This is a genomic window from Ruegeria sp. SATB027, from assembly GCF_059613825.1.
On the sequence record NZ_JBXWTH010000004.1, the window covers coordinates 36,176 to 58,415 of the forward strand.

The window sequence follows — 22,240 nt, forward strand, 5'->3', positions numbered from 1 at the left end:
ATGGGACGTATTCAACTCAAGTCCGTGACCAAAAGCTTTGGCGACGTGCAGGTTATCCCGCCATTGGATCTGACCATCGAAGACGGAGAGTTCACGGTGTTCGTCGGGCCATCGGGTTGCGGTAAGTCCACTTTGCTGCGCCTGATTGCAGGGTTGGAGGACATCACCTCTGGCTCCATCGACATTGATGGGGCCGATGCAACAAACGTACCACCTGCAAAACGCGGTCTGGCGATGGTTTTCCAGTCTTATGCCTTATATCCGCACATGTCCGTTCGCAAGAACATCGCCTTTCCCTTGCGCATGGCGAAACTGGATCAGGCCGAAATAGACAAACGTGTGGAAGGGGCCGCGCAGGTTCTGAACCTGACCGACTATCTGGATCGCCGCCCCGGCCAGCTGTCCGGTGGCCAGCGCCAGCGTGTGGCCATCGGGCGTGCCATTGTCCGCGAACCCGCAGCGTTTCTGTTCGATGAGCCGCTGTCCAACCTGGACGCCGCGCTGCGCGTCGGCATGCGTTTGGAGATCAGCGAGTTGCACGAGCGGTTGGCGACAACCATGATCTATGTGACCCATGATCAGGTCGAAGCGATGACGATGGCCGACAAGATCGTCGTGCTTCAGGCTGGTGTGATCGAGCAGGTCGGAAGCCCGCTGGACCTATATCGAACGCCGAGAAACCTTTTTGTCGCCGGGTTCATCGGTTCGCCCAAGATGAACTTTATCGAAGGCGAAGAGGCTGCAAAACACGGCGCACATACAATCGGTATCCGCCCCGAACATATTGCTGTGTCCGAGAGCGAAGGAACCTGGAGCGGTGTCGTGGGCGTGTCCGAGCATCTTGGATCAGATACGTTTTTCCACATACATGAAACCGGTCTGGCGGAAACAATCACGGTGCGCGCGGACGGAGAGGTTGGATTTAGGCATGGCGACCGTATCTACCTGACGCCACGTGCCGACGTGCTTCATCGTTTTGACGCCCAAGGGCTGCGGATCGAATGAAGCGACTGGACGGAAAAACCGCGCTCATCACCGGGGCTGCGCGCGGAATCGGGCTGGCCTTTGCAAAAGCTTACGTCGCCGAAGGTGCGCGTGTGGCCATTGCCGACATTGATATCACGCGGGCGCAAGCCGCAGCCTCGGAAATAGGTGGCGCCGCAATGGCGGTCGAAATGAATGTCGCTGATCAGGACAGCATCGACAATGCTGTTGCGCGCACAGTGGATCAGTTCGGCCAGATTGACATTCTGATCAACAATGCCGCCGTTTTTTCAGCGGCACCCATCACCGAAATCGACCGCGCCGATTACCAACGCGTCTTCGATATCAATGTCTCGGGCACCCTGTTTACATTGCAGGCCGTTGCGCGACACATGATCGACGCCAATGTCAAAGGCCGGATCATCAATCTGGCCTCACAGGCTGGTCGGCGTGGCGAAGCTCTGGTCGCCGTTTACTGCGCCAGCAAGGCTGCCGTAATCTCTTTGACGCAGTCAGCGGGACTCAATCTGATCGCTCACGGGATAAATGTGAATGCGATCGCACCTGGTGTTGTGGATGGAGAACATTGGGATGGCGTCGATGCCTTCTTTGCGAAGTATGAAAATAAACAACCGGGACAGAAGAAGCGCGAAGTTGCATCAGCGGTACCGTTCGGCCGTATGGGACGTGCCGAGGATTTGACCGGGATGGCTGTGTTTCTGGCGTCTGATGAAGCGGAATACATCGTGGCCCAGACTTACAATGTCGATGGCGGAAACTGGATGAGCTGATGACCCCTTTGGCGGACATAACACCGGTAGAGTTGCGCCTTAACCACCTTGGGGCGCTTCCGGCAGATATCAAGAAACCCGGATACCGGCGAGAAGATTTGGCACCTGGGATTGTTCATATCGGACTTGGGAATTTTCACCGTGCGCATCAGGCGTGGTACATCCACAGGCTTATGCAAAAAGGGCTGGCCCTGGACTGGGCGATCATCGGGGCCGGAGTTCGGGCCTATGACGCGGACATGCGCGAAAAGCTGATCCGGCAGGACTGTCTGACAACTTTGATCGAGCTTGACCCGTCCGGTGTTTCTGCCGAAGTCATCGGCCCGTTGATCGACTATCTGCCCATTGAACCCGGAAATGCGCCTCTGATCAGGAAAATGTCCGATCCCGCCATTCGGATCGTGTCCCTTACCGTTACGGAAGGTGGCTATTTTCTGGATGCCAAGTCGGGTGTTTTCGACGTGGACCACGATGAAATTCGACACGACGTGCAAAACCCGCAACAGCCTCGCACGGTCTTTGGTGCCATAGTGGCAGCACTTGGCAATCGCCGTTCTGCCGGACATCTGCCCTTTACGGCATTAAGTTGTGACAACCTTCAGGGCAACGGTACCATCCTGCGCAATTGCGTTGTTGAACTGGCGCGCCTTACGGACCCTGATCTTGCGGATTGGATCGATCAGAACGGGGCGTTTCCGAATTCGATGGTGGATTGCATTGTTCCTGCCACCTCTGATCATGTCCGGTTGCAGGCCCGCGCCCTGGGAATTGAAGACAGCGTTCCGGTGTCACACGAGAATTTCCGCCAATGGGTGATTGAAGACGATTTCTGTGCCGAGCGGCCGATATTGGAGAATGTCGGCGTTACGATCACCAAAGACGTACACGCATATGAAACCCTGAAACTACGTATTCTGAACGGCGGGCACCAGATTCTGGCGAATGTGGGTGAGGTTCTGAACATCCCCACAATCGCGGACTGCATGAACGACCGGGAAATTTCGGCATTCTTCCTGAAAGTACAGACCGAAGAAATTCTTCCTCATGCCATTGCAGTTCCCGGGATGACACCGGAACAGTATCTGGATCTGGTCAAACGCAGGTTTTCGAACACGGCTATTCACGACACCACGCGGCGCGTGGCCTTTGATGGGTCTGCACGACACCCCGGATTCTTGCTCCCGTCGCTTCGCGATGCACTGGCCTCGGGTACGTCTGTCACCGGTCTGGCGCTGGTTGAAGCTTTCTGGTGCCGGATGTGCGCTGGTCTGCGTGAGGACGGATCAGAGATTGCGCCCAATGATCCCATCTGGTGCGATTTGCAGAGTGCGGCCCTTGCCGCCAGGGAACAGCCCGAAAAGTGGCTTGAAGCAGCAAACCTGTACGGAAGTACTGGCCGTGAAGCCCAGTTCGCAGAAGCCTTCACACGCTGGTTGCCACGAATCTGGCAGCACGGATGCCGGACGACGATCAAAAGCTATCTGAATGCGCTTTCCTGACGGTTGTGATCTCGGTTCAGGTGGTTTCCATTATTGAACTGGTCGCAGGCTTTGAATTTCCGGTTGTCCGATCGAAAACTGCCATAGGCGTCAATCTTTGGATTTCCGCACGATATATACGCCTGCGAGGCAGAGAACGAAACCAAAGGCGATGCGCCAGGTGACCGGCTCGCCCAGGATCATCCAGGCCAGTGCAATTGCCAAAGGTGTGACAAGGTAAAGCAATGTGGACACGCGGGTCGCGTCGCCGCGCTGAACAAGTGCGACATAGAGGCTGATCGAGATCAGGGAAATGGCGATGACCAGATACGCAAGGGAAAGGATCAGGTTTGGATGCCAGGTGACTTCCATCGTTTCGGTCGCCATTGCGATGGGAAGCAGCACGGCAAATCCGATCACATATTGAACAGCACCACCCAACACTGGGTCGCTGCGCCGCCCGTGACGTTTTTCCAGCAAAGTGGCGGCGGTCAGGCCGACCAATGCACTAACCGCAAGCAGCCCGGCGGAAAGAGGCACTGCGCTAGTCTTGTCAAAGACGCTGATTGCAACCCCCGCAAAACCCAGCGCCAGGCCAACCCACATCACGGGCCGTCCACGCGCTTCTCCGACCAACGGAGAGAAGGCGGCGACAAGTGCAGGTTGCAAGGCCATCACGATGGCAGTGGTGCCGGCACCCAACCCCTGTTTCATCGCCTGATAGGCCAGACCGAAGTAAACACATTGAATAAGAAACCCACTTGCCGCCATCGCGGCCCAGTGCGCCGGATCACGCGGCAGGGCAGGGCGGAACACCGCCAGCAGCGGCAGAAGACACAGAACAGCCAGACCATAACGGATCGCAAGCATGGTCATCGGTTCCACATAGGGCAGCCCCAGCTTGGCAAAGCTGTAGCCACCCGCCCAGAACAGCACGAACAGAACCGGTGCACCCAACCAGAATATGGATACCGCGCGGGCCGAGGTCATCATCTATTCCAGCTTCGAAGATAATCGCCCAAGCATATCAAGGCATTGGGCCATCTGGTCGACCGAGACGTATTCATCAGGTTTATGCGCCTGATCGATTGATCCGGGGCCGCAGACAACGACGCTCATCCCCAACTGCTGAAAAATCCCGGCTTCGGTGCCGAAGGGCACAACGTCGGCTCCGTTTGCCCCTGTCAGTTCCATCACAAGGTCACGCGCTTCGTTGTCGTCCATTGGCTCCAGCCCGTCGACCTCACCGATTACTTCGGTCTTGATACCGGCATCGGGATGAACAGTCTGCATTGCCGGGATCAGGGTTTGCGCGCAAAACCGGTGCAGTTCGTCTTTGACGTAATCCGCATCCGCCTTTTGCACTGGTCGCATCTCCCAATCGACCCGCGCTTTACCGGGGATCACATTATGGGCCACCCCGCCCACCAACGTACCGGTATTTATTGTTGTCCATGGCGGGTCGAACGGGCTGTTTGCCGGTGCTCGCCCTTGCAAATCAGCCTTCAGCGCCAGCAGTTTCGACACGTATTGCACCGCGTATTCTACAGCGTTAACGCCGCGCTCGGGGGCCGAGCCATGGCCTTCGAACCCGATAAAATGCGCTGTATATTCATGGCAACCTTTATGGCCTTCGATGATGCGCATCGAGGTGGGCTCGCCGATGATGACCACAGCGGGTTTTATCTCTTTTTCCCGCAGGGTCTTGGCCAAAGCCTGCGCACCAAAACAGCCGATTTCTTCATCATAGGTAAAGGCAAAATGCACCGGGCGCTGAAGGTCCAGCTTTGCGTAATACGGGGCCATGACGACTGCCGCCGCGATAAACCCTTTCATATCGCAGGTTCCGCGCCCAAACCACATGCCGTCCCGCTCCTCCATCACGAACGGGTCCGAGGACCAGTCCTGATCGGCGACAGGCACTACATCGGAATGGCCTGACAGAACGACACCACCGTCGCGCTTGGGGCCCAATGTGGCAAAAAGATTGGCTTTTGTGCCGGTTTCATCATGCCATATTTCAACCTCTGCACCGCAATCGCTCAACCGGTCCGCGAGGTGTTTGATCATGTCCAGATTGCTGTCTGACGAAACCGTGGGGAAGCTGATCAGTTCGCCCAGCAGGGTCTTGGCGTCTTCGAGGATGCTCAAGGCTTAGTCTTTCACAAAGAGCTTTCGCTCGATATTGCACAGGGCTTCGGCGGGGCCGTTTTCAGTGATAAGAATGGTTTCCGTGGTCTCAAGCCCCCAACTGTCCATCCACAGCGCAGGCATGAAATGGAAAACCATGCCCGGTTGCAGAATGGTCTCATCTTCGGCGCGGATCGACGCTGTCCGTTCGCCCCAATCTGGCGGATAGCTCAGGCCAATAGGGTATCCCATGCGCCCCTCCCGTTCGAGTCCGTGACGGGCAAGAACCTTATGAAAAGCGTTTGCAATGTCGCTGGTTCGATTGCCAGCCCGTGCAGCCTCTAAACCCGCCGCTATCCCTTCGATCTGCGCGCGTTCCGCGTCCCGCATTTCTGGCGGCGGAGTGCCAAGAAATACCGTGCGACAAAGCGGAGCGTGATAGCGCCGATAGCAGCCGGACAGTTCGAAAAATGTTGCTTCACCCTTCTTCATCGGTGCGCCATTCCATGTCAGGTGCGCGGCAGTGGCATCCAGCCCTGAGGGTGTCAAAGGGACAATGGCCGGGTAATCCCCCCAATCATCCTCAACCCCGGTAATCCCGGCATGAAAGATATCTGCGACAAGGTCGTTCTTGCGCACGCCCACCGCTGCACGATCAATGGCCGTTTGAATTACTTTTTCGGATATCCGGGCCGCCTTGCGAATAAAGACAATTTCTTCTTCCGACTTGATCAGACGCTGCCAGTTCACAAGTGCCGCCGCATCCACCAGCGTCGCTTCGGGCAATTCCTTGCCCAAAACCTCGTGTGCCTTTGCGGAATAGTAATAGTTCTCCATCTCGACGCCGATACAGGCCGCGTCCAGCCCAAGCGCGCTAATGTGGCCAGCCAGATCCTGCATGGGATGGCGTATGGTTGATTGAACGTAGTGGTCTGCATAGCCGCGAATGTTGTCCCTGGACATCCAGCATGTGCGCAACCCACCCAATGCATCCATCTGGCGTCCCCACCAAATCGGCTCACCTTCCATGCCGAGCAATACGCCCTGATGCACGTAAAAGGACCAACCATCATAGCCAGTCAGCCAAGCCTGGTTCGAAGGGTCGGTGACAAACAGTAGCTCTAGCCCCGCTTTTTCCATAGCGCTTCGGGTCTTGGCGATCCTGCGGTCATATTCCGCTTGGCTGAAGGGGGCGTGTTCAATCGGCATGGCATCCTCGGAGGCTGGATATGACATGTACTTGAGCGCAATCTTTCCAATTTGTACACAAATGAACTTGTAAGCGATACCTGAACCGAAACCCCTATTAGAAGTTATTGGGTTATCTAATGAGGAGATCATGGTACGCGTACAGGGTATTCGCCCTCAGCATCGAAGGACGCAGTAGAATAGAGCGCTGGAAACACGCGAAGGTCCCTGTTCGGCGGTTAGTGCGTTTCCGAAACCGCGCCAAAAGTCATGAGCCACCGAGGGTCATGAGAAATTTCTTCAGACCTCATCTGATCGCGGTTTTCGCGGACCAATCGACTATTTGTGCGGTTTTATGCTGCGCCTGAGCGAGGATCGGCGTTTCTCCGCTGGATATGATTGCAAGACGGCAACGGTGGCACCTGATCTCGCGCGCGGCATGGTGCAGGGGGTCGGTGTCTTGGGGCACAGTGAAGGCTCGCTGCCAAACCCCAGATGTCCAAGGACTCAATCAATGCTACACACTGCGCCCACCTGTCGAGAGGCGGCCCCTTGTTTCGATGCATGTCGATCCAGCGCGCTCGACACCAACGGCATTCTCAATTCAACGCGTGTCGCGTCCCCTGTGGTGAACGAGGCAGAGTGTCAGAGCCTGCGCAACTCGACCGGTCAGAGGAAAGCGCGCAATCTTTGGGGAATGGTTGCGTGGGGTTTGTTGGTGATAGTCCAAATCGCTGCGTACGCCGCCATGTTCTATGGCGTGTTGGTTATGCATATCTCGCTGCTTCCCTACGTATTTCTGGTTGCACTGACAGTCTTATTCTGGCTGGGCTACGATTGCATTCGCGATATGCGCAAGGATACTTCATCAGCTAACGGTCAAAGTTAGATATCCATTCTTACCTGAATGACTTCGGGTCAATGACAGTCGATATCTGTGGCCAAACTGCCGGGCCCAGTGGAATGTAAGTGTTGCCCCTCGTGATTTCCGTGGGGCAGGGCGCTTTCAGGTTCAAGACACACCCTGGCAACAGGCATCTTTCACGAAAGTCAGTGACAGAGCCGGTTGACAACAGGTTTTGTATTTTGGATACATTTGTCAGGGATATCGCAACGAACTGTATTGTCACTGAACGCTCTGACGACAAAGAGCCCTGCGATTGTCTTGCCAAGTCTATTTCTGGGAGAAAATCATGAAACTCAATCTTCTGGCCGCAACCACGGCAATAGCCCTGTCGGGTGCCGTGGCACAGGCAAATACCCTGGTGTATTGTTCCGAAGGTTCACCCGAGGGGTTTGACCCTGCACTGTTTACCGCAGGAACTACCTTTGATGCCTCGTCGCATCCTATTTACAACCGGTTGCTTGAATTCGAAACCGGTACAACCAATGTGATCCCCGGTCTGGCTGAAAGTGTCGAGGCCAGTGATGATGGCCTGGAATACACGTTCAAGCTGCGCCAGGGTGTCAAATTCCATTCGAATGACGAATTCACCCCGACCCGCGACTTCAACGCTGATGACGTAATCTTTTCCTTCATGCGCCAAAAGGACGAGAACCACCCCTATAACCAAGTGTCTGGCGGCACGTGGGAATACTTCCAGGGTATGGGGATGCCGGATCTGGTCTCTTCTATCGAAAAGATTGATGACTACACGGTGAAGTTCACCCTGTCCAAGCCAGAGGCACCCTTTGTTGCGAACATGGCGATGGATTTTGCATCGATCATGTCAGCCGAATATGGCGATGCTATGATGGCTGCCGGAACGCCTGAAAAACTGAATACTGCACCCATCGGGACCGGGCCTTTCTCGTTCGTGGCCTACCAGAAAGACGCGGTGATCCGCTATGCGGCCAATGGCGATTATTGGAAAGAACCGGCGCAGGTCGAAAACCTGATCTTTGCCATTACGCCGGACGCGTCTGTTCGTTACCAGAAGCTGAAAGCTGGCGAATGCCATGTGATGCCTTACCCGAACCCGGCTGACATTCAGGCGATGAAGGATGATGCAGACATCAACATGATGGAGCAGGAAGGGCTGAACGTCGGGTATCTGGCTTACAACACCACGATGGCGCCGTTCGACAACCCCAAGGTTCGCAAAGCGTTGAACATGGCGATCGACAAGCAGGCGATCATCGACGTGGTTTTCCAGGGCTCGGGCCAGGCTGCCAAGAACCCGATCCCGCCAACCATGTGGGGCTATAACGACGCTATTGTGGACGATGCCTATGATCCCGAAGCGGCCAAGGCCATGCTTGATGCCGAAGGTGTCTCGGACTTGTCGATGAAGATCTGGGCGATGCCTGTTCAGCGCCCCTATAACCCCAATGCCCGCCGCATGGCCGAGCTGATCCAGGCTGATTTTGCCAAGGTTGGTGTGGGCGTCGAAATCGTCTCATACGAGTGGGGCGAATACCTGTCACGCTCGAAAGAACTGAACCGCGACGGTGCTGTTCTGCTGGGTTGGACCGGTGATAACGGCGATCCGGACAACTTCCTGGCCGTTCTGCTGGGCTGTGACGGGGTCGAAGCATCGAACCGTGCACAATGGTGCCACCAGCCGTTCGAGGATCTGATCCTGAAAGCCAAGCAAAGCACCGATCAGGCAGAGCGGACCAAGCTGTATGAAGACGCACAGGTCGTGTTCAAAGAGCAGGCCCCATGGGCAACCATTGCTCACTCGGTTGTATTCATGCCGATGAGCAACAAGGTGCAAGGCTACAAAGTGCACCCGCTGGGCGGCCACATCTTCTATGGTGTGAGCGTCGAGTAAGCCACCACTCACTCACCGGAGCTGCCTGTTTGGCAGCTCCGGCTTTTTTATTGAGGAGGTCGGCCTGAATGCCGGATCTGTCCGAATATCGTCAACTGGCACGGGACCTGTCAGTCGACGCAGTAGCTCTTGTGCCTGGCCCGAACTTCGCCCGCGCTTTGGGGAAAGCTTTCATGAGCCACGAGCGGCCCTTCGTGGTTATTGTCCCGGCTGAGGGACAGGCCGCAGCGATTGTGCCCAATCTGGAACTGGCGTCATGGGATCTTGTAGGGTTCGATGGCGCTGTTTTCGATTGGCGCGATCAGACCGGTTATGACGATGCGTTTACTGCTTTGGCCGCACATATGCCGATCCGCTCTCTTGCGGTGGAAGGTCAGGTGATGCGGGTTTTTGTCTCTGCGGCTTTTACACGTGCTATGCCGGACTTGCGGATCGTTGACGGTGAACGCGAAATCTCGGGCCTGCGCATTATCAAAACCGATGAAGACATTGCTGCGATGCAGGCGGCCATCGATATCTCGGAACGTGCTCTGGGTCGTGTGATTGCAGATGTGCGCGTCGGTCAGACTGAAAAACAGGTCGAGCAGGCCCTGATACAGGCGCTGTTTGCAGAAGGAGCCGAGTCTCTGGCGTTTTCGCCCATCGTGGCGGCTGCCGACAATTCTGCACGGCCGCATGGGAAAGCACGCAGCGACTACCAGATTAGGGCAGGCGACGCGTTACTGTTCGATTTCGGCGCCTGCAAAGATGGTTTTGCTGCTGACATCACGCGAACCTTCTTTGTTCAAGACGTGTCGGACGAGGGTAGGGAAGTCTACGATACCGTTCTGCGCGCCAACAAAGCCGGGTTCGAAGCTTGCCGCCCGGGTGCAACGGCCCATGACATCGACGATGCGGTCATCAGCGTGCTCGAGGCCTCGCCATTTGCGGATCGTATACGTACCAAAACGGGCCACGGGCTTGGCCGGGATGTGCACGAGGCACCTTATATCATGCGCGGAAACCACCAGAAAATTCTGCCGGGCATGGTCTGGACGAATGAACCAGGTCTCTACGCGCTCGAAAGTTTTGGCGTTCGCATCGAAGATGACGTGCTTGTCACTGCGGATGGTTGCCGGTCGCTGACCCATTTCCCCAAAGAGCTTACAGTCATAGGTCGCTGATGTTTGGTTACTTACTCACCCGCATTGGCCTGTTCGTCCCGACTTTTCTGGGCGTGACGTTGATCTCATTCATGTTCATCAGGGTGCTGCCGGGTGATCCGATCATCGTCATGGCCGGCGAGCGTGGCATGACTGAAGAACGCTATCAGGAAATGGTAGAAAAGCTGGGTTTCGACAAACCGGTGTTGCAGCAATACTGGGAATACCTTGCCGGGGTATTGCAGGGCGATCTTGGCGAAAGCTTTGTCACCAAAAAACCGGTCTGGGAGGAGTTCTTTTCGCTGTTCCCCGCGACAATGGAACTTTCGCTCTGCGCCATGATCTTCGCCATCGCGTTGGGTCTGCCTGCCGGAGTGATTGCGGCGGTGAACCGGGGGAAGTTTTTTGACAGGGCACTGATGTCTTCGGCATTGGTCGGATACTCGATGCCCATCTTCTGGTGGGCGCTGCTGCTGATTATCGTGTTCTCGGGCAATCTTGGCTGGACACCGGTGTCCGGCCGGATCGACCTGCTTTATTACTTTCCAAGTGTCACCGGTTTTATGCTGATCGACAGTCTTTTGTCCGGTCAGGAAGGGGCGTTCGGATCCGCCGTTCGTCATTTGATCCTTCCGACGATTGTGCTGGGCACTGTCCCGCTGGCCGTGATTGCGCGACAGACCCGGTCGGCGATGCTGGAGGTTCTGGGTGAGGATTATATCCGCACCGCGCGTGCCAAAGGGCTGTCGCCGACGCGGATCAACGGATTGCATGCGTTGCGCAACGCGTTGATCCCTGTTGTCACAGTTATTGGATTGTCGGTCGGTTCGTTGTTGGCGGGGGCAATTCTCACCGAAACCATCTTCAGTTGGCCGGGCATCGGCAAGTGGATGGTCGACAGTATTTTCCGCAGGGATTACCCGGTAGTGCAAGGGGGCTTGTTGATGATCGCGGTGATCGTGATGCTGGTAAACCTGCTGGTCGATGTCCTGTACGGCATCATCAACCCCAAAATCCGGAGACGATGATGACCGAGTTTTCTTCGACCCAGCCAATAGCCGAAAATCGTCCCAGCGCACTGCGAGAGTTCTGGTACTATTTCAGCGAAAATAGGGGTGCCGTGATTGGGTTGTGGGTCTTTGCAGGATTTGTGTTCTGTGCGGCCTTTGCCCCATTTCTGGCCCCCTATGATCCGACCGAACAGTTCCGGGACCATATCCTGCAACCCCCTGCCTGGCAGGAAGGTGGAAGCTGGGCCTTCCCGTTGGGTACCGATCCATTGGGCAGGGATATGCTGTCGCGGCTGATCATGGGGTCACGCTATTCCTTCTTTGTGGGGATCGTTGTGGTCTGTGTTGCCGTGACGGGCGGCGTAATGGTCGGACTTCTGTCGGGGTTTGCACCCAAATGGGTTGATACATTGATCATGCGGGTGATGGACATCGTCCTGGCTTTCCCGTCTCTGCTGCTTGCCCTTGTTCTGGTCGCTATTCTGGGCCCATCACTGACCAACGCGATGATCGCCATCGCCATCGTGTTCCAGCCGCATTACGTGCGCCTGACCCGCGCGTCGGTTCTGGCGGAACGGCAGAAAGACTATGTGACCTCGGCCCGTGTGGCCGGTGCTGGCAAGTCGCGGCTGATGTTCATCACGGTATTGCCCAATTGCCTGGCACCGATCATCGTGCAGGCGGCCCTGTCTTTTTCGACTGCCATTCTGGACGCGGCGGCCCTTGGGTTTCTGGGCATGGGCGCGCAGCCCCCCACGCCGGAATGGGGCACCATGCTGGCTGAAGCGCGCGAGTTCATCCTGCGCGCATGGTGGGTTGTAACCTTCCCCGGTCTCGCAATCCTGGTCACCGTACTTGCCATCAACCTGATGGGCGACGGGTTGCGCGATGCGCTGGACCCGAAACTGAAGCGGAGCTGATCGCATGAGCCTTTTGCAGATCCGTAATCTGACTGTCGAGTTTGCCACATCTTCGGGCAGTTTTCGCGCCGTGGACGGTGTCGATCTGTCGGTCGACAAAGGCGAGTTGCTGGCCATCGTTGGCGAAAGCGGTTCGGGCAAGTCCGTGTCGATGCTGGCACTGATGGGCCTGCTGCCCTGGACCGCCACGATCACCGCCGATGAGATGAGCTTTGAGGGCCGTGACCTGTCCGGTATCTCGGCCCGCGAACGGCGCAAGATCATTGGCAAGGACATGGCGATGATCTTTCAGGAACCGATGTCCTCGCTGAACCCCTGTTTTACTGTCGGGTTCCAGATCAAAGAGGCATTGCGCATCCACCTTGGCCTGAACCGAAAGGAGCGTCACGAGCGTGCGGTCGAATTGTTCGATCAGGTTGGCATTCCTGCGCCTGAAAGCCGCCTTAATACCTTTCCGCATCAGATGTCAGGGGGCATGAACCAACGGGTTGTGATCGCGATGGCCATTGCCTGCAATCCCAAACTGCTGATCGCGGATGAACCGACCACCGCGCTGGACGTGACCATTCAGGCGCAGATTCTGGATCTGTTGATCCGGTTGCGTGATGAGCATGACATGGGCCTTGTTCTGATCACCCATGACATGGGTGTCGTTGCGGAAACCGCCGAGCGGGTTCAGGTGCAATATGCCGGGCAAAAGGTTGAAGAACAGCCTGTCAGGGATTTGTTCCGAACCCCCCGCCATCCCTATACCACGGCCCTGCTAAGTGCTTTGCCGGAGCGGGCGACGTCCAAGATTCTGCCGACGATTCCGGGTGTTGTCCCGGGGCAATTCGACCGTCCAAAAGGATGCCTTTTCAGCCCACGGTGCCGCTTTGCCGATGCGACCTGCGCCCAAACCCCGCCGACCCCTCATGCCGAGGCATTTGGCAAGGCGCGCTGTCACCATGTTGAAAAGATTGCCGCCGGAGAGCTGATATGACCACACCTATCGTTCAGGCCAACGACCTGGCCCGGTTTTATACGGTCAAAGGTGGGTTGCTGTCCAAACCCGCAACCGTAAAGGCACTGTCGGGGGTGGATTTCGACCTGCTGCCGGGAAAAACACTGGCCATTGTCGGAGAGTCAGGCTGTGGCAAGTCTACGCTGGCCAGACTGATTACAATGATCGAAGAACCTACCTCGGGCAGCCTGACGATCAACGGGGTCGATATTACCCCTTCGCAATGGAGCAAGATGCGAGAGACGGTACAGATCGTCTTTCAAGACCCCTATAGCTCGTTGAATCCGCGTCAGCGCATCGGGCAGATCCTGCAGGAACCGCTGATTATCAACCGGCCACAGATGACAGCCGCCGATCGCGAAAAGCACGCTCGCAAGATGATCGAGATGGTGGGTCTGCGCCCGGAACATTATGACCGCTATCCGCATATGTTCTCGGGTGGGCAGCGCCAGCGGATCGCCATTGCGCGAGCGCTTATGCTGGATCCCAAGGTGCTGGTTCTGGATGAACCTGTCTCGGCGCTGGATGTTTCGATTCAATCGCAGATCCTGAACCTGCTGGTCGATCTTCAGGAACGGCTGAACCTGGCCTACCTGTTCATTTCACATGACTTGTCGGTTGTCCGGCATTTCGCCGATGACGTGATTGTCATGTATTTGGGGCGCGCGGTTGAAAAAGGCCCGAAAGAGCAGCTGTTCGCGGCACCCCGACATCCGTACTCCAAGGCGTTGCTGTCCACGACGCCCCGTGCCGACCCGGATGCCCGGAAAGAGCGGATCAAGCTGGAAGGCGAATTGCCGTCACCGATGAATATCCCGAAAGGGTGCGCTTTTGCGCAACGATGCTGGCTTGCGACGGACCAGTGCAGGCAAACATTGCCTGAATTGGATGACGAAACCCATCAGGTCGCGTGTCTGCATCCTCTTTTCTGAAGAACCAGATGGCAGACGAAAACGCCCGGGCCATAGGACCGGGCGTCAGGAAGTCCGCACGTCCTTGAAGGCGTCAGAGCCCCCATTTCTCGCGGTTTGCTTCAAAGAAGCCTTCCGCTTTTTTCACTTCGATCCAGTTGTTCACATAGTTGATCCAGATCTGATCGCCTTGTGGCAGGATCATCGCAATCGGCGAAGGTGACCGGGGACCGGCGTTTTTCACGCGGATAACAGGAAACTTCTCCTCAAGGGTCGAGCCCTCGATGTTCGACGTTATGAATACATCAGCACGACCGGCGATTACTTCCTGATACCCGCGGGCTGGGGCCTCTACCACCTTGATCTCGGCGTTTGGGAACCATTCGCGGACCCGTTTTTCGAATGTGGTGCCCAAAGTCGTCGCGACTTTCACACCGGTCTGGTTGATCGAGTCATACCCGTCGAATTTGTCAGCCTTGTCCTTGGTGGTGTAGGGAAAAAGTTCGACCGAAATATAGCTGTCCGAAAAACCCGCAACTTTCATGCGCGGTGGCGAAATCGATGCCGACCCGGTCAGGTGGTACTTGCCCGCGACCACACCATTCACCAGTGTTTTCCAGTCGGTGGGGACAAATTCGACCTCAACTCCAAGATCGGCGGCCAATGCATTCATGATGTCGATGTCGTATCCTTTGTAGCTGTTGGTTGCCGGGTCGCGCAGTGTCATCGGGTTCCAGTCACCTGTGGTACCAACCTTGAGAACGCCGGAATCCAGCACCTCGTTCAGCGCAGATTGCGCCTGTGCGGAACCGGACAATACAAGCCCCAACACGGCAACCGCCGCGGCTTTCCAAAAAACGCTCATAGGTATCTCCCGTTGGTGGCGTTACGACCTTGTGATTGCAATCCTCATTGATTTCAGTCCAAAGGGAAAGATAACCTCAAGAAAATATTACTATGGGGCAAAACGGGGGCAGTTCAGCTTATGGCAGGCGCCGCAATCGAACTTGTGGGCGTGAATAAGTGGTATGACACATTTCACGTTCTCAAGGACATCAACCTGACGGTCAGCAGCGGCGAAAAGGTGGTGATTTGCGGGCCTTCGGGGTCAGGCAAATCCACGGTCGTTCGGTGTATCAACCGGTTGGAAAAACACCAGAAAGGTATCATTCGGATAGATGGGGTTGAGCTGTCGGATGACGCCAAGTCTACGGCAACCATACGGTCCGATGTCGGAATGGTGTTCCAGCAATTCAATCTGTTTCCGCATTTGACCGTTTTGGAAAACCTGACTTTGGGTCCGATCAAAGCGCGCGGCCTGAGCCGGAAGGACGCAGAGGAAAAAGCGCGCCATTATCTGGATCGGGTACATATCCCCGATCAGGCGGACAAAAAGCCAATGCAGTTGTCTGGTGGCCAGCAACAACGCGTGGCCATCGCGCGATCCTTATGCATGGAACCGCGTGTGCTGCTGTTCGACGAACCGACCTCGGCCCTTGATCCCGAAATGATCTCGGAAGTGCTGGAGGTTATGGTTGAACTGGCAAATGAGGGCATGACCATGGTGGTTGTGACCCACGAAATGGGATTTGCCCGCAAAGTTGCCGACAAGATGATCTTCATGGATGCCGGTGAGATTGTCGAAGAAGGCAAGCCGGAGCATTTCTTTACCAACCCTCAGTCTGACCGCTGTCGCAAATTCCTGTCTCAGATACTGCAGCACTGAGAGGGGCAGATGAAAAAACTTCTACTAATCGTACCTTTGCTGCTGGCAGGCTGTTCTTCATCCCAGACCTGGGGTTGGTATGTGATCGACCCGACTACAGCATCGGGGTGGATCAATGTGAAATTCCTGATCTCGGGGATGGGTGCAACGATTCAGATTTCACTGATCGCCGCCGTGCTGTCGATCGTCATCGGATTGCTGGTGGCCCTGCCGGGATTGTCCGAAAAACGTGGCTGGCGGCTGGTCAACCGTGTCTACGTTGAATTCATTCGGGCCATTCCCTTGCTGCCGATGCTGTTTTGGGTCTTTTACGGCTTGCCCATCGTGTTCAAGTCGATGGGCATGAACGTACCAATTGACCCGTTCTGGGGTGCAATAATCACTCTGGCGATTTCCGACAGCGCCTTCACTGCGGAAATTTACCGCGCAGGCATTCAATCCATCGCGCGCGGTCAAAGCGAAGCGGCGCAGACCATCGGGCTGAACTATGTGCAGACCATGCGCTACGTGATCCTGCCGCAGGCAATCCGGCGCATTCTGCCGCCCTTGGCAAACCAGTTCATCTACATCGTCAAGATGAGTGCATTCGCCAGCGTCATCGGGATGCAGGAACTGACCCGCCGCGCGAATGAGCTGGTGGTTACCGAATACCGCCCGTTGGAAATCTATACCCTGTTGATCTTTGAATACCTGATCCTGGTTCTGATCATCAGTACGGGTGTGCGCTGGCTGGAGCGTCGCATGGGCGCGGACGAGCGCGGATAAGGAGAATGGATATGGACTGGAAAGCTTTCATGGCCGAGACCGAGGCCAATATCGGAACTTTTTCGCAGGAAGTGCCCGAAACCGTGCGCGGCTTTGGCATCATGGGCAAGGCCGCCAAGACCAATGGCGCACTAAGTGAGAAAACCAAGGAATTCGTGGCCCTTGGCATCGCCATTGCGACCCGCTGCGACAGTTGCATAGGGTTTCACGTGCGTTCCCTTGTCCGGCTGGGTGCAACCCGAGACGAGATGTGCGAGGCCTTGGCGATGGCGACCTATATGGGCGGCGGGCCGTCTTATGCTTACAGCGCCAAAGCTTTGAAGGCTTATGATGTGTTTTCCGGGTAATTGCTGCGCAAATCACCAAAGCGGATTGTGATCAGCCGTTTGGTTCCGGGTCAGCGTACCCTAGACCTCCCGCGTTTTCCTCGGCGGTTTTGCGAATAATTGCACCGATTTTCAGGAGGTTTTCACCTAGCGGGTTAGTCTTTCGCCAGATCAGGCCGATGGTCCGGGTTGGTGGAGTGTCCTGAAAGCGGGCGATGGACACGTCCGCAGACCGTGTTTCCAGCCCCACCGCCATTTCCGGTATCAGTGTCACACCGATGCCGGCCCCGACCATCTGCACCAGTGTGGACAGAGAACTGCCCTCCATAATGTGCTGCGGTTCGATGTTGCGGATCGAACAGAAGGAAAGTGCCTGATCCCTGAAACAATGCCCTTCTTCCAGCAACAGCAGCCGCATCGTTCTGAGCTGTGACGAACTTGGCATTGGCAACCCAGCGTCCCGCGCCGGGCGAACCAGCAGAAAGTCTTCGTTGAACAACGAAAATTCCCGAAGGCTGGGTTCCGATACCGGCAAAGCGACAACAGCAAAATCCAGCCTGGAGTCCAATATTTCGCCGATCAGGGTTTGGGTGATGGTCTCTTTGGGCTCGATCGTCAGCTGTGGGAATCGTTGCGACAGTGCCTTGATGATTGATGGCAGCAAGTAAGGCGCGACCGTGGGGATGACCCCGATTCTGATGCGACCCGACAAGGGACCGGCGGAAGATTGCACAAGATTCCCCAAATCCTCGACTCGCGTCAGGATTTCGCGGCCATGTTTTAGGACATCTTCGCCAAGCGCGGTCAGGCGTGTCTCGCGCGCTGCGCGTTCGACCAAGGGGCCACCCATGATGGCCTCCAGCTCTTTGATTTGTATGGAAAGCGCGGGCTGCGATATCGCGCTGGCCGCCGCCGCCTTTCCAAAGTGGCCGTGGGTGGCAAGTGCTTCGAAGTAGCGCAGGTGTTTAAGTGTGAGTAACTTCATAGGAAAAACTAATCGCAACGATAGTAATTACAAATTTCCAATTATCGAAACCGTAAGGTACGAGTCAAGACATCTGAACCCCTCGGTAAATACTCAGGAGATTTACAATGGACGGTAATCCCCACAATCACCAATCCGGCGGCTGCCCAGTCTTGCATGGCGGCAACACGGGTACGGGCAACTCTGTCACCAAATGGTGGCCGGATGCGCTGAACCTGGACATTCTGAGCCAGCATGACTCGCGCACCAACCCGATGGACACGGATTACAACCACCGCGAAGCCGTCAAAGGGCTGGATTTCGGCGCTGTCCGCGCCGATGTCGAAGCGTTGCTGACCGACAGTCAGGACTGGTGGCCTGCCGATTGGGGCCATTATGGCGGTCTGATGATCCGACTGGCGTGGCACTCTGCCGGGTCGTACCGCTTGGGGGATGGTCGCGGCGGCGCTGGTTCGGGCAACATCCGGTTCGCGCCGCTGAACTCATGGCCGGACAATGCAAGCCTGGATAAAGCCCGCCGTCTGCTGTGGCCGGTGAAAAAGAAATACGGCAATGCGCTGTCCTGGGCAGACCTGATTGTTCTGTCAGGGACGGTGGCCTATGAATCCATGGGTCTGAAGACCTTTGGCTTTGGCTTTGGTCGCGAAGACATCTGGGGCCCCGAAAAAGATGTTTACTGGGGTTCTGAAAATCAGTGGCTGGCACCGTCCGAGAACCGTTATGGCGATTTGGAAACCCCCGGCACGCTGGAAAACCCTCTGGGTGCGGTGCATATGGGCCTGATTTATGTGAACCCCGAAGGCGTGAACGGTAACCCGGACCCGGCGAAAACAGCGCTGCACATCCGTGAAACCTTTGCCCGCATGGCAATGAACGACGAAGAGACGGCGGCGCTGACCTGTGGTGGTCACACAGTCGGCAAAGCGCATGGCGCGATGGCGGGCGAACATATCGGCGCCGAACCCGAAGCCTGCCCGGTCTCCGGTCAGGGTCTGGGATGGGACAACCCCGATCAGAACGGCAAGGCAACCAACGCATTCACGTCTGGTATCGAGGGTGCGTGGACGAAAAACCCGACCAAATTCGACATGGGCTTTTTCGATTACCTGTTCGGATATGAGTGGGAATTGGGAAAATCGCCCGCGGGTGCCAACCAGTGGCAGCCTGTCGACATGCCGGAAGATGAAAAGCCGGTCGACCCGACCGATCCTTCTATTCGCCGTATGCCGATGATGACCGATGCGGACATGGCAATGAAGATCGATCCGACATACAACGCGATCTGTCAGAAGTTCATGGCCGACCCGGATTACTTTGCTGACACCTTTGCCCGCGCGTGGTTCAAGCTGACCCACCGCGACATGGGGCCACGTGTCAACTACTATGGCCCTGACGTCCCGTCAGAAGAGCTGATCTGGCAGGACCCGATTCCTGCCGGTTCGACCGGGTATGATGTCGATGCCGTCAAAGCAAAGATCGCCGACAGTGGTCTAACCGCGGTCGAGATGATCACCACCGCGTGGGACAGTGCCCGTACCTTCCGTGGCTCGGACAAACGCGGCGGAGCAAATGGTGCGCGTATCCGTCTGGCACCGCAGAAAGACTGGGCAGGGAACGAGCCCGAGCGTCTGGCAAAAGTGCTGGGCGTGCTGGAGCCGATTGCTGCGGAAACCGGAGCCTCGATCGCCGACGTGATCGTTCTGGCGGGTAACGTCGGTCTGGAACAGTCGATCAAAGCCGCAGGCTTTGACGTGACGGTTCCGTTCTCGGCTGGTCGCGGCGACGCAACGGATGAGCAGACCGATGCCGACAGCTTCTCGGTGCTGGAGCCGTTGGCGGACGGGTTCAGAAACTGGCAGCTGAAGGAATACGCGGTATCACCCGAGGCGATGATGCTGGACCGCGCGCAACTGCTGGGTCTGACCGCTGCGGAAATGACGGTTTTGGTGGGTGGCCTGCGTGTGCTGGGCGCCAATCATGGCGGCTCGGCGCATGGGGTCTTCACGGATCGCGTGGGTCAGTTGACCACCGACTTCTTCGTCAACCTGACGGATATGTCGCTCAGCTGGCACCCGGTTGACGGCGGCACATATGAGCTGCGTGACCGTGCCTCGGGTGAGGTCAGGTTCACCGCAACCAGCGCGGATCTGGTCTTCGGCTCGAACTCGATCCTGCGTGGCTACGCCGAGGTCTATGCCCAGGACGATAATGCCCAGAAGTTCGTGCGGGACTTCGTGGCGGCCTGGACAAAGGTCATGACCAACGACCGGTTCGATCTGGTAGCCTAAGTCAAAAATTATCAGGCGAGGGAAACCTCGCCTGATAATGTGTTCGGGCAGACATCTGATAGTGCCCGATTATCCCGCGATCACATTCTGTTTTTGAACACCCAGGCCTTCGATGCCCAATTCCATCGTGTCGCCGGGTTTCAGATAGACTTGCGGGTTTTGCCCCATGCCCACACCTGGCGGAGTTCCGGTCGAGATCACATCACCCGGTTGCAGGGACATGAATTGTGACAGGTGTGAGATCACAGTTGCCACCCCGAAATGCATCGTCCGGGTCGAGCCATCCTGATAACGGTGGCCGTTGACCTCAAGATACATCGGCAGGTTCTGAGGGTCTGCAACCTCGTCCCGCGTTACCAGCCATGGACCGATGGGGCCGAATGTGTCTGCCGATTTGCCCTTGACCCACTGCCCCGAGCGGTGAAGCTGAAAATCACGTTCCGACAGGTCATTGACCACACAATAGCCCGCGACGTGATCCATCGCTTCGGCCTCGGAGATGTATTTCGCTTCCTTGCCGATCACCACGCCCAATTCGACCTCCCAGTCGGTCTTGACGGACCCGCGCGGGATTTCCACCGTATCGTTTGGCCCGATAATGGCCGATGTCGCCTTGAAAAAGATCACAGGTTCCTGCGGCAACTCCATACCGCTTTCTGCCGCGTGGTCGGCATAGTTCAGGCCGATGCAAATGAACTTGCCCACTTGGCCGACACACGCCCCTAAACGGGTGTTGCCTTCAACCATCGGCAAATCCTGTGGATCCAGCGCGCGCAACCGCGCCAAACCTTCGTCGCTGAGTACATCGCCCGAAATATCGTCGATGACGCCTGACAGGTCGCGAATTGTGCCATCGTCGTGCAGCAACCCGGGCTTTTCTGCACCCAAGGCGCCAAACCGCAGTAGTTTCATATTGTGATCCCTTTCAGATTAAATCGCCCATCCGCCATCAATGGCAAAGGGCTGACCTGTGGTAAATGCGCTGCTGTCACTCGCAAGGTAGAGCGCCAGTTCGGCAATCTCGTCGGCAGTCCCAATGCGCCCCATCGGCTGGCGGGCGATGAAATCCGTCATCGCCTTTTCGTAGTCGCCCGTCGCCCGCAAACGCTCGTGCAGGCTGGGGCTGTCAACGGTGCCGGGGCAGATAGCATTGCACCGGATGCCCTGCGTGACGAAATCGGCGGCGATCGACTTGGTCAGGCCAATTACGGCAGCCTTTGATGCGCAATATACAAACCGGTTTGGAACGCCCTTCATCGACGATGCGACCGAGGACATATTGATGATCGACCCCCCGCCGTTTTTCAACATCGCGGGCAGGGTCAGACGGATCAGGCGATACATAGCCTTCACATTAAGATCGAAACTGAAATCCCAGTCGTCCTCTTCGCACTCAAGAATGGTGCCGTTTGCCACGTAACCCGCGCAATTGAACAGGATATCCAACGGTGGCAATTCAGCCACGGCACGTTTTACGGCATGCGCGTCTGTCACGTCGAGATGGATTGGAGAGATCCTGTCGATCTCCGAAAGCCCGGCCAAAGTGGTTTCGTTGATGTCGCTTGCAAAGACATGCGCGCCTTCGGCTGCGAACAGTTCGGCCGTGGCACGTCCGATGCCCTGCCCAGCGGCGCTGATGAATGCGGTTTTGCCTTTTAGTTGGTCAGAAGGCTGATGCGATGTCATTCTGGTCCTCATGATTTTCCCGAAGCCGGGTGGTGTGTTGGGGATAACTGCCTTGTTGTTCGCGCCTCAGGGAAAAGATTGGGCAGGTTCAGCGGGCGCAAAGCAGTGCGTGTTTGGGGTTCGGTGCGGC

At 56.5% G+C, this 22,240-nt stretch carries 21 protein-coding genes; 14 read left to right on the forward strand and 7 right to left on the reverse strand.

The window, feature by feature from the left end:
* Genes AC2FPW_RS00240 through AC2FPW_RS00250 form a run of 3 tightly spaced genes read left to right on the forward strand, consistent with a single transcriptional unit; the run spans position 1 to position 3,274 of the window.
* Positions 1-1,005, forward strand: coding sequence for an ABC transporter ATP-binding protein (locus AC2FPW_RS00240; protein WP_480588715.1), 1,005 nt, complete (start codon positions 1-3; stop codon positions 1,003-1,005).
* Positions 1,002-1,775 carry an L-iditol 2-dehydrogenase gene (locus AC2FPW_RS00245; protein ID WP_496812188.1) on the forward strand — a complete coding sequence of 258 codons (774 nt, stop codon included), beginning with the start codon at positions 1,002-1,004 and terminating at the stop codon, positions 1,773-1,775. Before AC2FPW_RS00240 ends, AC2FPW_RS00245 begins: the two co-directional genes overlap by 4 nt.
* Positions 1,775-3,274, forward strand: a complete 1,500-nt coding sequence (locus AC2FPW_RS00250) for a mannitol dehydrogenase family protein (protein ID WP_496812189.1) — start codon at positions 1,775-1,777, stop codon at positions 3,272-3,274. Before AC2FPW_RS00245 ends, AC2FPW_RS00250 begins: the two co-directional genes overlap by 1 nt.
* Positions 3,275-3,364: 90 nt before the next feature.
* Here the strand turns inward: AC2FPW_RS00250 and AC2FPW_RS00255 are convergent, their stop codons facing one another.
* The 3 genes from AC2FPW_RS00255 to AC2FPW_RS00265 are packed head-to-tail and all read right to left on the reverse strand — an operon-like array spanning position 3,365 to position 6,619.
* A complete protein-coding gene (locus tag AC2FPW_RS00255) occupies positions 3,365-4,246 on the reverse strand; it encodes a DMT family transporter (RefSeq protein ID WP_496812190.1) in 882 nt (293 codons plus the stop codon).
* The gene (gene argE, locus AC2FPW_RS00260) at positions 4,247-5,404 is read right to left on the reverse strand and encodes an acetylornithine deacetylase (RefSeq protein ID WP_496812191.1); all 1,158 of its coding nucleotides are present in this window, start codon (positions 5,402-5,404) and stop codon (positions 4,247-4,249) included.
* A gap of 3 nt (positions 5,405-5,407) precedes the next feature.
* Positions 5,408-6,619, reverse strand: a complete 1,212-nt coding sequence (locus AC2FPW_RS00265; RefSeq protein ID WP_496812192.1) for a M24 family metallopeptidase — start codon at positions 6,617-6,619, stop codon at positions 5,408-5,410.
* 466 nt (positions 6,620-7,085) lie between these two features.
* On the opposite strand from AC2FPW_RS00265, the gene AC2FPW_RS00270 reads away from it, so the two are divergent.
* The 7 genes from AC2FPW_RS00270 to AC2FPW_RS00300 all read left to right on the forward strand — a co-directional run bounded on the left by AC2FPW_RS00270 (position 7,086) and on the right by AC2FPW_RS00300 (position 14,355).
* Positions 7,086-7,460 (forward strand): hypothetical protein, encoded by a 375-nt coding sequence (locus tag AC2FPW_RS00270; protein WP_496812193.1) that lies wholly within the window; start codon positions 7,086-7,088, stop codon positions 7,458-7,460.
* A gap of 304 nt (positions 7,461-7,764) precedes the next feature.
* Positions 7,765-9,348 carry an ABC transporter substrate-binding protein gene (locus AC2FPW_RS00275; protein WP_496812194.1) on the forward strand — a complete coding sequence of 528 codons (1,584 nt, stop codon included), beginning with the start codon at positions 7,765-7,767 and terminating at the stop codon, positions 9,346-9,348.
* Between the two features lie 68 nt (positions 9,349-9,416).
* Positions 9,417-10,511: a M24 family metallopeptidase gene (locus AC2FPW_RS00280; RefSeq protein WP_496812195.1), complete on the forward strand. Its 1,095-nt coding sequence runs from the start codon at positions 9,417-9,419 to the stop codon at positions 10,509-10,511.
* Positions 10,511-11,518 carry an ABC transporter permease subunit gene (locus AC2FPW_RS00285; RefSeq protein WP_496812196.1) on the forward strand — a complete coding sequence of 336 codons (1,008 nt, stop codon included), beginning with the start codon at positions 10,511-10,513 and terminating at the stop codon, positions 11,516-11,518. The genes AC2FPW_RS00280 and AC2FPW_RS00285 overlap by 1 nt, the downstream gene beginning before the upstream one ends.
* Positions 11,518-12,420: an ABC transporter permease subunit gene (locus AC2FPW_RS00290; protein ID WP_496812197.1), complete on the forward strand. Its 903-nt coding sequence runs from the start codon at positions 11,518-11,520 to the stop codon at positions 12,418-12,420. The genes AC2FPW_RS00285 and AC2FPW_RS00290 overlap by 1 nt, the downstream gene beginning before the upstream one ends.
* A 4-nt stretch (positions 12,421-12,424) precedes the next feature.
* A complete protein-coding gene (locus tag AC2FPW_RS00295; RefSeq protein WP_496812198.1) occupies positions 12,425-13,402 on the forward strand; it encodes an ABC transporter ATP-binding protein in 978 nt (325 codons plus the stop codon).
* Positions 13,399-14,355, forward strand: coding sequence for a dipeptide ABC transporter ATP-binding protein (locus tag AC2FPW_RS00300; RefSeq protein ID WP_496812199.1), 957 nt, complete (start codon positions 13,399-13,401; stop codon positions 14,353-14,355). Before AC2FPW_RS00295 ends, AC2FPW_RS00300 begins: the two co-directional genes overlap by 4 nt.
* A 73-nt stretch (positions 14,356-14,428) precedes the next feature.
* Here the strand turns inward: AC2FPW_RS00300 and AC2FPW_RS00305 are convergent, their stop codons facing one another.
* Entirely contained in the window at positions 14,429-15,199 is a 771-nt protein-coding gene (locus AC2FPW_RS00305) for a transporter substrate-binding domain-containing protein (protein ID WP_480607278.1), read from the reverse strand.
* A 120-nt stretch (positions 15,200-15,319) separates the two neighbouring features.
* On the opposite strand from AC2FPW_RS00305, the gene AC2FPW_RS00310 reads away from it, so the two are divergent.
* The 3 genes from AC2FPW_RS00310 to AC2FPW_RS00320 are packed head-to-tail and all read left to right on the forward strand — an operon-like array spanning position 15,320 to position 17,172.
* Positions 15,320-16,060: an amino acid ABC transporter ATP-binding protein gene (locus AC2FPW_RS00310; protein ID WP_267365873.1), complete on the forward strand. Its 741-nt coding sequence runs from the start codon at positions 15,320-15,322 to the stop codon at positions 16,058-16,060.
* Positions 16,061-16,069: 9 nt separating this feature from the next.
* Positions 16,070-16,825, forward strand: coding sequence for an amino acid ABC transporter permease (locus tag AC2FPW_RS00315; protein ID WP_496812200.1), 756 nt, complete (start codon positions 16,070-16,072; stop codon positions 16,823-16,825).
* A gap of 11 nt (positions 16,826-16,836) precedes the next feature.
* On the forward strand, positions 16,837-17,172 hold the full coding sequence (locus AC2FPW_RS00320; protein ID WP_496812201.1) for a carboxymuconolactone decarboxylase family protein: 336 nt from the start codon (positions 16,837-16,839) through the stop codon (positions 17,170-17,172).
* 31 nt (positions 17,173-17,203) lie between these two features.
* Here the strand turns inward: AC2FPW_RS00320 and AC2FPW_RS00325 are convergent, their stop codons facing one another.
* The gene (locus tag AC2FPW_RS00325; RefSeq protein ID WP_496812202.1) at positions 17,204-18,136 is read right to left on the reverse strand and encodes a hydrogen peroxide-inducible genes activator; all 933 of its coding nucleotides are present in this window, start codon (positions 18,134-18,136) and stop codon (positions 17,204-17,206) included.
* Positions 18,137-18,243: 107 nt separating this feature from the next.
* Between AC2FPW_RS00325 and katG the strand changes: the two genes are divergently transcribed.
* A complete protein-coding gene (katG, locus tag AC2FPW_RS00330; RefSeq protein WP_496812203.1) occupies positions 18,244-20,424 on the forward strand; it encodes a catalase/peroxidase HPI in 2,181 nt (726 codons plus the stop codon).
* A gap of 69 nt (positions 20,425-20,493) precedes the next feature.
* Here the strand turns inward: katG and AC2FPW_RS00335 are convergent, their stop codons facing one another.
* Together AC2FPW_RS00335 and AC2FPW_RS00340 are read right to left on the reverse strand one after the other, a co-directional pair.
* On the reverse strand, positions 20,494-21,336 hold the full coding sequence (locus tag AC2FPW_RS00335; RefSeq protein WP_480488846.1) for a fumarylacetoacetate hydrolase family protein: 843 nt from the start codon (positions 21,334-21,336) through the stop codon (positions 20,494-20,496).
* A gap of 18 nt (positions 21,337-21,354) precedes the next feature.
* Complete coding sequence (locus AC2FPW_RS00340; RefSeq protein WP_496812204.1) at positions 21,355-22,110, reverse strand: SDR family oxidoreductase; 756 nt, start codon at positions 22,108-22,110, stop codon at positions 21,355-21,357.
* Positions 22,111-22,240 lie beyond the last annotated feature (130 nt).